This window comes from Serratia sp. DFXYC6 (assembly GCF_057196085.1).
The window spans coordinates 109,485-121,484 of the sequence record NZ_JBXUNV010000005.1 but is presented as its reverse complement, the minus strand read 5'-3'; the positions used below and the strand labels follow the sequence as shown (position 1 = coordinate 121,484).

The window sequence follows — 12,000 nt, the reverse complement described above, 5'->3', positions numbered from 1 at the left end:
TCCTCAGTGTACGGTGGCATTCTGCGATGCCGACAGGCGCTCACAGCACAGCTCGTCCATCATCTTTTGCCCCAGCGTGGTCAGGCGCGGCGCAGCTACCAGAACGTCCGGCTGCACCATGTCACTCAGCAGGGTGCACGCCATATCCATGCCGTCCTCCGCACCGTACTGACGCACAAAGTGCCCCTCCAAACGCAACGCAATCGTCATCTGCAGCTCGTCCAGCGTGTACCCGAGGCTCACCCGGTAAAAGGCGCAGGTGTCCAGATAGGCTTGCGCCACGGCGCGGCGGAAAACGGCGGTACGGACTTCAATCGGTAAACAGGATGCAGTGTTCATGCGGCGGAGGCCTCCATGCGGGCAAGAATTTGGGTTTCACAGGTGTTGACGACGTGGCCGAGCTGGTCGGTCAGCAAGGCAATGACCGAAGCAAACGATGCCTGTTGCACGGCATCGGGGCGCTGCCCGCTGAGGTCAAGGGTGTCCAGCAGGTCGAGGAACAGCACGCCGGTGGCGTGCGCATGCTGGAGACGCAGAAAATCGGCGTGCGGGATAGGGTAATGGGTGTCGCGGTAGTAGCGGTCGGCCAGGGTGTCCATGCCACCGCCTTAACCGGCAGACGACCGGCAAAGGACAACACGTAATCACGGGCCAGCAGGCGGCGGGCGTTGCGTTCGGTATCTGCCACGGTGCGTACAATACGCGGTGAAGCCGTCAGCGCAGAACGGCGCACGGCCGCAAACAAAAAGCAGAATGTCGGGTGAGTCGGGGTGAGGGTCGTAGCCATGGTGGCAGCCTCCTTAGAGTAAAGGTTATTGCTACCACCGAAGTTTCCACGCTTATGGGTGGTAGCCCAGACGGGGGTGGAAATACCGGCCTCTAAGAATACCGGCCTGACCGAAGTCAGCCCCGCCTGAGCCACCATTGATTGACTGCTGCGATAGCATAACATCCACCGCGCAAAAAATGAGCGAGCAAAGGCTGCGACATAAAAAAACACGCCTGGCGCGTGTTGTGTCGCCTTAGAGTTACTCGGGTTTCCACGCCCGGCTGCCGATTTTGCGACAGCGGGAGGACTATAGCGCAGGGCCGGACGTGGGGGCAAGCCGTAAGACGCCCCCGGACGTTCAATCGATCGCATAGTGATCAACAGTCGGTAAGCGGGTCGTTGCGGGTATCGGCAGCCGCGCAGGTCAGCGGCACCGGCCCGGCACGGAACAGGCGCGGCTCAGCCTGGCGACTCGCCAGACGAATAACGCCGTGTTTTTCGCTGCGGTGATCCGGCAAGACGACGCCAGGCTCTTTACGCTGCAACAGGATAGCTTCCGCCACAAACAGCGCGTCGTTGTCACTCAGGGTAAAACTATGTCGACCGAGGGTTAACTGCATCACGAAGCGTTCCCCTGATGGCGATTGGCGATGCGTTCGTCCATCCACTGCTCGACCTCGGAGGCCAGCCAGGCGACGTTTTTACCGCCGAGGGAGACCTGAACCGGAAACTGCTTACGGCTCATCATCTCGTACACAGTGGAGCGGGACAGGCCAGTGGTGTAGAGCACTTCCGGCAGGCGGATAAAGCGTTCGCGCGGGGTGTAACTGCCAGGAATAACCGGCGACGGGGTGGATGGGGTGGGGGTGGAAACGGTCAACATAAAACGCTACCTCTTTGTGTCCGGCCAACGCTGGCCGGGACTGTGTGAACTTCGGTAGCGCCCTATTATGTGAATATTTACCGGGGTGGCAACAAGGCGTTGTTGTGTGGCCCATTAAGAAATGGTCATAAAAACAACAAATTATAATAGCTCAGCAATCCTCACCACTCCTCACCCTTCCTCAACATTACCCCATAGTTTTCAACAATGAATTCATTACTAATAAATAGGTATAAACAGACTAACCACGGCTAGCCAGGGAAAAGATCGTTTTGGACCGGGTGAATAGTGCTGAACACCGGGTGAAGAGTTTATAGAAAACTATTCACCCTCTTATTTGCTGATTTATATATATTTTTTATTTGAGTGAACAGTAGTGAATAGTTTTAGGTAAAACTAAAAATGGCTTGATGGTTTTCTCATCAGTGCTCAAGGCTGTTGTCCTGGGGACACTCCAACCGGGATGAATGGCGATGTTGTATGGCGGTCAGCAGAATAGCTTCACATTAACTGACACCGGGGACACGACCATGAGCACCACCACCTTACCGAAATACATCACCGATAAACTGCAAGCCCTGCGTGACGCTCGTGCCGCCCACGATAAAAACTATCAGGCATTGACCGACGTCGTAACCGGCATAGCTCGCTGCCACCAACAGAAGAAAGACACCGAAGTGCAGAGCCAGGAGGCAGAAAGCCAGTGGCGCACCCTGTTTCGCAAACTGCGCGGAGAAATGACGCCGGAACTGCAAGCGCAACACCACAGCCGGATTTCCAAGCGGGAGCTGGCGAAAGAGTTCGACGGCCTGATTGAGGAGATGGAGCTGGACAAAATGCAGCTTCACCTCAACTGCGGCGGCACAGCCCCGAAGGTGGTGAGCGCGCACAAAGACGCCCTCACGACCTTTGCAGCTCACGCGATGCATCAGGCGGTGGATGCGCTGAGCAAGGCGCTTATCAGCCCTGACGTTATCAAGGCGTGTGCACTGGCTTCACGGGCTTACGGCGTCTATGCGGACAATCCGATGAAAATGATTGAGCAACAGGTACTGGGCACGCTACAAGGCCGTATTCGCGCTACCATGGCTACACAGAATATCGACCACCCGGTGCTTGATGAGATTGGCCTGACGATACCGCAAGAAACCGGCGCATTGCCGGAACTGCAAAGCAGTCCTGCCAAGCGCATGCGGGCTATCTCAGAACTGAAGGAAAAACGTCAACGCTTGCAGCAGAAGGGGGCCAAATCATGATGCGCTGCCCGCTGTGCACTCATGCGTCCTATACTCGCACCAGTCGCTATATCACGGAGCGGACGAAAGAGGCGTATTACCAATGTCAGAGCCTGACCTGTTCTTGCACATTCAAGACGGTGGAAAGCGTCGATAAAATCCTGTGCCAGCCGATACAGGCGCAACCGGTCGATGAGAACGCCCTGCCACCGCCCGAGAAACGGACGTTGAACCGCTATCGCCGTTACAGCAGCACTCCTACCCTGCACTAATCACACTCCGCCCCGCCGCTCTCGACAGCATCGCGGGGCATTCCCTCTCCCACCTCGCCCAAAACAGCCTTTTTCCTGGCTAGCCAGCCTCAAATTGCGCGTGCATGCATAGGGTGCATGATTTTGCATGCAAGAAAATGCACTTTTCATCCCCTGCCGCACCAGTACTGGCGCGGCCTGCGGCCGTTCATGCAACTGCATGAAAAGCGACACATGAAGTGCGCAGGCGAGGCGGGGGAAGTATTGCGCGCGCAGAGGTTTGAGCGACTTTACGTTTAATGCGTCAGCGCGTCGCTAAACGTCTATTTATTGAGATTTAACTCAGCAGGGTGCTTGTACGATAGCCCCGCGAAAGGCTGCTGCATGCGTTTCTTTTTGATGCATGAATGGGGAGTGTGGCAAGGCTAAGTGGTTGCGCCGTGTGATGATTGTTAGCCAAAATCGCCTAGCCACTTTCAAAAAAATACCCATGCATAAAATGCAAGACACCACATGCAAGAAAATGCACCTCCCGCCCTACCACACCAGTAATTCAACTACATGGAAAACGGCACATCAAACTGGTGGACGAGGTAGAGATAGCATTGTACGCAGGCGAGATTATTCATTTTCGCGATCTCGTTTTCCGTCTTGCTAATCGTTGTGCTTTTTTTATTTTTTTCTTCCGGTTTTCAATTTCCAATTTTTTAGAAGGTATCTTTTCCGGATAATCTCCAGGAAGCACAGGAAATTGATAATCTCTCCCTTCAAATATTTTCACATTATCTGGGGATAATATTTTAAACTCATCTCTGTCTCTTTCCGCTCGCTTGTAATCAGCATCAGACCAATCAGTAGTATCTATATAAACCATATCCTCACCACCACCTCCCCCTTGTGGCTCAGTGACTATTCCGACTATATACTTCATATCTGGATAAAGTAACTTTGCTGAAGTACAGTATATATAAAGCAATTCCTGCCTGTATTTCCTATAGTCATCGTAAGACGATGCAAGTTTAGGAATCGGCTCAACCAGCCAAACATATCCAATAGTTCTATTAGTTGGCGATATTAATACTCTAACAGCTCGCCTATCTTTAGGGGTCATGGTAACTTTTTGAAGCACACTTTCTGAAATTATTCTTCGGGACACCCGCCTTTCAGATGCCATAATCCTTAGACCAAGCGTAATATCATCTATTGAATGTTTTTCATCATATATAAGTGACCCGGAGATAACATGATGCGAAAAGTTCTCAATACAAGAATCCCAGAAGTAAGAAACTCTATTTAACTCCTTCCCTCTTCTATACTGAGGTAGACTAACAAGTGATTTATATGCCCCCTCCATAATTGTTGCTGAAACACCTTCCTCTATATAAAATCCTGGGTCCTTATTGTCTTTACTACTGAAATAGTACCATGCAAGTAGATCTTCCTCCCCTGCCGCTGTTAACAACCCCCCAGAGTTTATGAATTGCTCTTTTTTATCTAGGTAGTCTATTAGGTCAGAAATTGTGTCTAGTTCCGAGAGGATTACATCAAGAGCTACATCATCAAAAACATGAACAAATGGTTTTCCAGCAACTGGCATCCCAACCATAAATGGATTCTTTAGATGCTCATTGCCCGATATACTAGGGCATATAATTAGACTTCCAGAACCACCCGAGTATTCCACAAACCTTTTAGATGCATTTTTTGCCACCGCAACTCTATGTATTTTTAAATTTTCCCCCTCGGGTATTTTCATAGGAAAAGGAACATGGCACTTAGCATCTAAAAAAATTCTTTCAGGTCTTTCTTTCAGCGATGACTCAGCACCATATAACTGTACTGCAGATTTTATGACGGCTTTCTTTACCCACCGACCCCAATCAACATTAATATCACCAGTATCCTTAAAAGAAATATCTTTATCTGAGAATATAATTACATGATTACCAAAAACAACTAGAAGGTCACAAAGTTCTTTGCCATCACCTAACTCGCTCTTCTTCCCTTCATCTGTATAAACATTAGGATAGCTCCATAAACTTAGAAAAGTTTTTTCACATAAATGTGCCAAATACTTTTCAGAGTCGTTTGAACCCTTACCTTTATTAATAAACTTAGTACTATTCATTTAGAAACCCTGTATATTTTCAGCATACCATTGCAACATAGACCTTCTATTTTCTAAATACTGAGCATGGTTGTATGTTCCCCGAATACCATTCTTGTCAACATGCGCAAGTTGCATCTCAATCCATGCAGAATCAAACCCTTGCTCATGTAGGATAGTAGACATCGTATGCCTGAAACCGTGACCGGTGGCTCGACCCTTATATCCCAGCAGCTCTATTACCTGATTCACACTTTCCTTACTTATAGGCTTTCTGCGGTTGTTTCGTCCAATGAAAATGTAAGGATAGTGGCCGGTGATCGGTTGTAGCTGTTTAAGCAATTCAACCGCCTGAGTAGAGAGTGGCACAATGTGCGGGCGGCGCATTTTCATACGTTCGGCAGGGATCTCCCAGATTGCACGCTCAAAATCGATCTCTTCCCACGTGGCAAAGCGCATTTCTTGCGTGCGCACGCCGGTCAGCATAACGATCTTCGCGGCATTCTTAGTGATGATGCTACCGGTATACCCTTCCAAATCCTTCACGAAGTAAGGCAGTTCCTCGGCTGAAAGGAACGGATGGTGCTTTTGTTTGGGAACGGCTAGCGCGCTGGCGAGATCTGGGGCTGGGTTATACTCCGCCCTACCGGTGATAATGGCGTAACGGAAGACCTCCCCACAACGCTGGCGAACCTTACGGGTCTTCTCCAATGCCCCACGCTTCTCAATCCGCCGCAGCACTTCCAGCAGCTCCAAAGGCTTAATCTCGGTAATGGGGCGTTGACCAATATACGGAAACACATCCTGCTCAAAGGTACGCATGATTTCTTCCCTATAGGCAAGAGTCCACCGGTCAGCTTTGTTCGTGTGCCACTCGCGGCTAATGGCTTCAAACGAGTTCTCAACGGAAAGCTTCTGAACAAGCTTTTGCGCCTTTTTCTCAGCTACTGGGTCAATGCCATTCGCAACCTGCTTGCGAGCCTCACCGCGCTTTTCTCGCGCCTCAGCCAGCGTTACCAAGGGGTAGGTGCCAAAGGACATCAACTTGGCTTTTCCGGCATAGCGATAGCGAAAACGCCAACCTTTACTCCCGTCAGTGTTGATAAGGAGAGACAGGCCTTGGCCATCGTTGAGGGTGTAGGGCTTTTCCTGCGGCTTGGAACGTCGAATTTGTATGTCAGTTAGGAGCATGTGTATAAGTGGATTCTGTGTATAAAAAAATTATACGCACCATTATACACATTTTTCTCGGATTCAGGCGGTAACGCACGGACACCAGCGGACAATAAAATAACATAATCAATTGATTTAATGAATTTTAATGGACGTTACAGGAACTACCCGGACAAGCTTTGGCGGAAGATCACAGGAGTCGAACCTGCCCAGGACCGCTGGCGGCCCCAACCGGATTTGAAGTCCGGCCGCCCCACCGGGGACGAGGATCTTCCTTGGAGAAGATAAGAAGCAAGGCGCTGATTATAGCGCAGTTTGTTCGCTGCGCTAAGCGGGAAATGGCGGCCGCCGGCGATTCGGCGGCCGGGGGGAGCTACTTCAGGAAATCCTTCACGTCCAGCAGGATGAACTCGTTGTCATCCGCCATATTGGGCTGGCGGCTGGAGGAGAACGGGAAGTTGTTGTCGTTGCCGACGATGATATGGTTGGCGTCCACCACGTCCACGTTCTCGATGGTGAAGAACGGGAAGGTCAGCACGCCGTCGTTCAGCGGCTTGCGCGCCAGCTTGTTCGGGTCCTGAATGTTCATCAGGTCGATATAACCCAGTTTCTCGACCGGTTTGCCGACGTTGGCGTCCGAGAAGGCGATTTTATATACCCGCTTAAACTTGGCCACCTGGCTGAAGCAGTTGTCGGTCGGCGCGCCGGCGGCGCAGGCTTTATCCGGCGTGCCTTCGCCGTTGTCGCGCTCGATCACCAGCCCGTGGGTGGCGTCGATCATGTTGAAGTCGCCGATGGCGTTCTGGTTGTCTTCCAGCACGTACTGCCAGCTGCGGCCGGTCCAGGCCTGCTGTTTCACGTCGAACTCCAGCACCCGCAGGTAGCGTTTGCCGCCGACGTTCTCGAACTGCTCGCCGTCCCACAGCGCCCCTTCCAGCAGCGGGTACAGCTTGCTGCCGTCCGGCGAGGCGGCCATACCTTCAAAGCCTTTGGAGCGCGCCACCTGGAAGTTCTGCTTGCCATCCGGCGCGCCCGGCAGGGTCAGCGTCGGGTTGTCCGGCGATTTCACGACTTTGCCGTCCACCAGGGTGTCGAACACCGCCAGCACTTTGCCGTTCAGGTCGGCCTTGATCAGGTAAGGCCCAAACTCTTCGCCGATCCATAAGGCATCGTCGGCAAACTGGAAGCTTTCCGGATCGAAATCGCTGCCGGTCAGATAACGCTTCTCGGTGCTCTCGTTGATGATATGGAACGGCACCTTTTTATCCGGATCGTGCAGGAACACCGTCTTCAGCGGCGCGACCGTGCCGTCTTTAAAATCGATCTTGTAGTGATTGAGGTACAGCATGGCGTCCGGCGAATTGGCCTTACTGCCGAAGCCGTTGTCGGTCAGCACCCAGTAGGTGCCGTCGGGCATGTGTTTGATGCCGGAGTGGCCCTGCAGCGGCTGACCGTCGATCGGCAGGCCGAGGCCGGTCAGGCGATCGGCGGATTTGCCCGCCACGCTGCCCAGCTCGGTGACGCGTTTGCCGCTGGTGTACTTGCCGCTCTGCTGCAGATCGCTCGGCGCGTCCTTCGGTGTGGAAACGGCGGATTTCACCGGCAGCAGCGCATGCCCAGCCAACGTCGCTTGCACCGGCTGCGCGTCGGCCCACAGGTTGGCGCTCAGCGCCATGCAGCCGACCAGCAGCGCCAGCCGGGTTTTGGTGTTGTGCATGTCATTGTCCCTTTTCGTTGTTATCGCCCAGAAGTAAAAGCAACGTCACTATAGGGAGCGGCAATGACAGAAATATTATTCGGCGAACGCCCGCCGGTAGCTGTGCGGGTGGAAGCGCCAGGTAATGGCGATCAGCACCACCACCAGCAGCGCGTGGATCTGCCAGTCCAGCACGAAGCCGCCGCTGTAGTCGCGCAGCAGGCCGGAAAGGTAGGGCGTCACGCCCGCCAGCAGGAAGCCGACGCCCTGCATAAAGGCCACCAGTCGCCCGGCCGCCGCCGGCTGATGCAGGTGATCGAGCGCCAGCACCAGGCACAGCGGGAACGCGCCGCCCAGCCCCAGCCCGGAGAGCAGCACCCACAGCCACGGCAGCGTCTGCGGCAGGTAAATCAAGCCGATAAAGCCGATCAGTTGCATCATCAACGCCAGCAGCAGCAGCGGCCGCCGGTCATGATTGCGCGCCAGCGCCGGCAGCAGCAGCGCGCCCACGACCTGGCCGAAGGTCATCAACGCCAGCAGCGAACCGCTGGCCTGCGGCTGCCAACCGAGCTGCATGTAATACGGCGGCAGCCAGGCGATCAGGCTGGTATAGCCGCCGTTGATCAGGCCGAAATAGGCGCCGAGCAGCCAGGCGCGCCGGTTGCGCAGCAGGCTTGGCCCGCGGTTTTCACCCGCCGCGCCCAGGCGAGACAACCCGCGGCTGACCGGCCACCAGGCCAGCAGCGCCACCAGGGCCGGCAACGCCCACCAGGCCAGCGCGCTGTGCCAGTCGTGCCCCGCACTCATCAGCCACGGGGTGATCGCCGCACCCAGCCCGCCGCCGCCCATCAGCGCCGCCGACCACAGCCCGGCCACCAGCGCCATGCTTTTAAGGAAGTGATGCTTGATGATGCCGGGCATCACCGCCTGGATCACCCCGATGCCGAGCCCGCCCAGCACCGCACTCATCAGCAGCTGCACGCTGCCGGGGGCCAGTTCGCGCCAGAGCGCGCCCAGCCCGATCGCCAACAAACTTAACGCCACGGCGCTGCGTTCGCTGAACAGTCGGTTGATGGCGCCACCCGCCAACGCCATCAGGCCCATCATCAGCACCGGCAGCGTGGTCAGCAGCGCCGCGCCGCCAAAGCTCAGCCCGGTGGCCTGGCGCAGCGTCGGCAGCAACGGGCCGATCGAGGTCAACAGCGGCCGCATGTTCAGGCCGATCAACACCAGCGCCAGCAGCAGGGGGTTGAACCAGCGACGTGGAGAAGGTGAATTAACAGAATGATTTAACAAGGTATATTCCTGGTACTGCAAAATGAAGAGTGTGGCGTCACAGTGCGATCGCCGCAGCGTTGCGTTACTGTAGGCAACGCCGCTAGTATTGGGAAATTAAATAATAAAATAGCCAACAGTGGGAAAATGAATCGCTACCCGATGTTCAATCCGCAGCTGCTGCTCAGCTTCGTCGCCGTGTGCGACAGCAACAGCTTCACCCGCGCCGCAGAGCGGGTGTTTTTGTCGCAGTCCACCGTCAGCCAGCAGGTGCGCCGGCTGGAGGAGATGCTGGGCAAGCCGCTGTTTGAGCGCTCCTCGCATCAGGTGCTGCTGACCGAAGAAGGCGTCAAGCTGTTGAGCTACGCGCGCCGCATTATCGCGCTGAATGAAGAAGCCCATGACGCGCTGACCGGCATCTGGCGCGACGGCGTGCTGCGGATCGGCATGCCGGAAGATTTCGCCGTGCCCACCACCGAGCTGCTGGCGGAATTCAGCCGCGAGCACCCGCACCTGCGGCTGGACGTCGCCAGCGGCCTGAGCGCCGATCTGCACAGCGCCTACGCGCGTGAAGAGCTGGATCTGATCCTGGTGAAGCAGCGCCGTCAGCAACCGCCGCGCGCCGCGCGGCCGGAACCGCTGCTGTGGCTGGACAGCCTGGCCTTCCCGGCCATCGAGCAATCGCCGGTGCCGCTGGCGGTGTTTCCGCTCAGCGGCCTGTACCGCGACGAGCTGTGCCAGGCGCTCGACAACCTCGGCAAACGCTGGCGCATCGGCTACAGCAGCGCCAGCCTGGCGGCGTTAACCGCCGCTTCCGCTGCCGGGCTGGGCGTCACCCTGCTGCCGGCCGGCTGCCGTCTGCCCGCGCATCGGGTGCTGGGCGAAGCCGAAGGATTGCCGCCGATAGACAGCTTCGAACTGGCGCTCTACTACCGCGACGGCGCCCCCGCCGCCACGCTGGCGCTGGCCCAGCGGCTGACGGCGTTTTGCGGGTTGATATAAACGCCGGTGGACGCCGGCCATTACCAAATCGAATAGTCACCAGTGGCAAATGTCGCTGCCAACCGGCCGCTTCCTCTCCTAAATTGGGGGATGTTTTCACTCCCTCACCTCTGGATTAAGGAACCGAACGTGGAAAACCCTCAACAACCGGGCCGCAGAGCCTTCCTCAGCCAAACCGGCAAACTCACCACCGCCTGCGCGGTGATCGGCCTGACCGGTGGCGTGGCACAGGCCGCGTCTCCTGGCGGCGAGCAGTGTGCGCCAACGCCGATGACCCTGACCGATCGCCACTACTGCCTGAGCGAGGTGCGGCTGGAAAACGGCTTTGAATACGACGGCGACACGGTGATCGGCACCCGCACCGCGCTGTACACGCTTGAGATCAAAGACGGCAAGATCGCCGCCATTCACGCCGCCAACGCCGCGTTGCCCGCCGGCGTGCCCCGCTATCAGGCGCAGGGCCGGCTGCTGCTGCCGGCGTTTCGCGATATGCACATCCACCTGGATAAAACCTTCTACAGCGGCCCGTGGCAGGCGCCGCGCCCGCGCCAGGGCAAAACCATCATGGACATGATCGCGCTGGAGCAGACGCTGATCCCGAAACTGCTGCCCACCTCGCAGCAGCGGGCGGAAAATCTGATCGCCCTGCTGCAGTCCAAAGGCAGCACCGTGGCGCGCAGCCACTGCAATATCGATCCGGTCAGCGGCCTGAAAAGCCTGGAGCACCTGCAGCGCGCGCTGGAAAACCACCGGGCGGACTTCAGCTGTGAAATCGTCGCCTTCCCGCAGCACGGCCTGCTGCACTCCAAAGTCGATGCGCTGATGCGCGAAGCGATGCAGATGGGCGTGCAGTACGTCGGCGGGCTCGATCCGACCAACGTCGACGGCGCGATGGAGAAATCGCTGGACGCCATGTTCCAGATCGCCCTCGATACCGGCAAAGGCGTGGATATCCACCTGCATGAAACCAGCCCGGCCGGGGTCGCCGCCATCAACTACATGATCGCCACCGTGGAGAAAAACCCGGCGCTGCGCGGCAAGGTCACCATCAGCCACGCTTTCGCCCTGACCACGCTGACGCCGGGCGAACTGGCGGAAACCGCCACCCGGCTGGCGGCGCAGCAGATCACCATCGCCTCCACGGTGCCGATCGGCGGCCTGATGATGCCTCTGCCGCAGCTCAGTGAGAAAGGGGTGTTCGTGATGACCGGCACCGACAGCGTGATCGACCACTGGTCGCCGTTCGGCACCGGCGACATCCTGGAGAAGGCCAATCTGTACGCCCAGCTGTACCGCGGTTCCGACGAGTATCACCTGTCACGCGCCATGGCCATCGCCACCGGCGGCGTGCTGCCGCTGGACGAGAAGGGCCAGCGCGCCTGGCCGAAAGCTGGCGATGCCGCCGAGTTCGTGCTGGTCAACGCCAGCTGTTCCGCCGAGGCGGTCGCCCGCCTGCCGGCGCGCAGCGCCACCTTCCATCAGGGGCGCCTGGTGGCTGGCCAGGTGAGCAAAGCCTAAGGTCGGTCCGCTGTTGTCATCATGATGGCCGTTTTTGGCCTTCTGCCAGAGTAATGAGCGGCGCAATATGGTCGCTACACACACTGGCGGA

12 protein-coding genes, 1 tRNA gene and 1 pseudogene are annotated in these 12,000 nt (G+C 56.6%); 4 read left to right on the top strand and 10 right to left on the bottom strand.

The features are described from left to right. Window positions 1-3: 3 nt before the first annotated feature. From AC2CGQ_RS21625 to AC2CGQ_RS21605, 5 genes and pseudogenes are all read right to left on the bottom strand, one after another. On the bottom strand, window positions 4-339 hold the full coding sequence (locus tag AC2CGQ_RS21625; protein WP_223085391.1) for a DUF5375 family protein: 336 nt from the start codon (window positions 337-339) through the stop codon (window positions 4-6). Beyond that, complete coding sequence (locus AC2CGQ_RS21620; protein ID WP_223085390.1) at window positions 336-599, bottom strand: hypothetical protein; 264 nt, start codon at window positions 597-599, stop codon at window positions 336-338. Before AC2CGQ_RS21620 ends, AC2CGQ_RS21625 begins: the two co-directional genes overlap by 4 nt. Window positions 600-622: 23 nt before the next feature. After that, window positions 623-1,141: pseudogene (locus AC2CGQ_RS21615) on the bottom strand (host cell division inhibitor Icd-like protein); the annotation flags it as partial. 5 nt (window positions 1,142-1,146) lie between these two features. Continuing rightward, a complete protein-coding gene (locus AC2CGQ_RS21610) occupies window positions 1,147-1,389 on the bottom strand; it encodes a hypothetical protein (RefSeq protein ID WP_255612429.1) in 243 nt (80 codons plus the stop codon). Continuing rightward, complete coding sequence (locus AC2CGQ_RS21605) at window positions 1,389-1,652, bottom strand: helix-turn-helix transcriptional regulator (RefSeq protein ID WP_048326858.1); 264 nt, start codon at window positions 1,650-1,652, stop codon at window positions 1,389-1,391. Before AC2CGQ_RS21605 ends, AC2CGQ_RS21610 begins: the two co-directional genes overlap by 1 nt. Before the next feature lie 530 nt (window positions 1,653-2,182). Here AC2CGQ_RS21605 and AC2CGQ_RS21600 point away from each other — a divergent pair. Beyond that, entirely contained in the window at window positions 2,183-2,908 is a 726-nt protein-coding gene (locus AC2CGQ_RS21600) for an NAD-dependent aldehyde dehydrogenase (RefSeq protein ID WP_223085387.1), read from the top strand. After that, a complete protein-coding gene (locus AC2CGQ_RS21595) occupies window positions 2,905-3,159 on the top strand; it encodes an ogr/Delta-like zinc finger family protein (RefSeq protein WP_048326857.1) in 255 nt (84 codons plus the stop codon). The genes AC2CGQ_RS21600 and AC2CGQ_RS21595 overlap by 4 nt, the downstream gene beginning before the upstream one ends. Before the next feature lie 604 nt (window positions 3,160-3,763). Here the strand turns inward: AC2CGQ_RS21595 and AC2CGQ_RS21590 are convergent. The 5 genes from AC2CGQ_RS21590 to AC2CGQ_RS21570 form a co-directional block, all read right to left on the bottom strand. Beyond that, window positions 3,764-5,266, bottom strand: coding sequence for a hypothetical protein (locus AC2CGQ_RS21590; RefSeq protein WP_223085386.1), 1,503 nt, complete (start codon window positions 5,264-5,266; stop codon window positions 3,764-3,766). Beyond that, on the bottom strand, window positions 5,267-6,436 hold the full coding sequence (locus AC2CGQ_RS21585) for a tyrosine-type recombinase/integrase (protein ID WP_223085385.1): 1,170 nt from the start codon (window positions 6,434-6,436) through the stop codon (window positions 5,267-5,269). A 162-nt stretch (window positions 6,437-6,598) separates the two neighbouring features. Continuing rightward, window positions 6,599-6,693, bottom strand: a tRNA-Sec gene (locus AC2CGQ_RS21580). Window positions 6,694-6,791: 98 nt separating this feature from the next. Further along, window positions 6,792-8,135 carry an esterase-like activity of phytase family protein gene (locus AC2CGQ_RS21575; protein ID WP_049274344.1) on the bottom strand — a complete coding sequence of 448 codons (1,344 nt, stop codon included), beginning with the start codon at window positions 8,133-8,135 and terminating at the stop codon, window positions 6,792-6,794. Between the two features lie 75 nt (window positions 8,136-8,210). After that, window positions 8,211-9,410 (bottom strand): cyanate transporter, encoded by a 1,200-nt coding sequence (locus tag AC2CGQ_RS21570; protein WP_076741164.1) that lies wholly within the window; start codon window positions 9,408-9,410, stop codon window positions 8,211-8,213. Window positions 9,411-9,536: 126 nt separating this feature from the next. Between AC2CGQ_RS21570 and AC2CGQ_RS21565 the strand changes: the two genes are divergently transcribed. Both AC2CGQ_RS21565 and AC2CGQ_RS21560 read left to right on the top strand, forming a co-directional pair. Continuing rightward, the gene (locus AC2CGQ_RS21565; protein WP_484593875.1) at window positions 9,537-10,391 is read left to right on the top strand and encodes a LysR family transcriptional regulator; all 855 of its coding nucleotides are present in this window, start codon (window positions 9,537-9,539) and stop codon (window positions 10,389-10,391) included. Window positions 10,392-10,520: 129 nt separating this feature from the next. Next, on the top strand, window positions 10,521-11,909 hold the full coding sequence (locus AC2CGQ_RS21560) for an amidohydrolase (protein WP_164123482.1): 1,389 nt from the start codon (window positions 10,521-10,523) through the stop codon (window positions 11,907-11,909). Window positions 11,910-12,000: the final 91 nt, after the last annotated feature.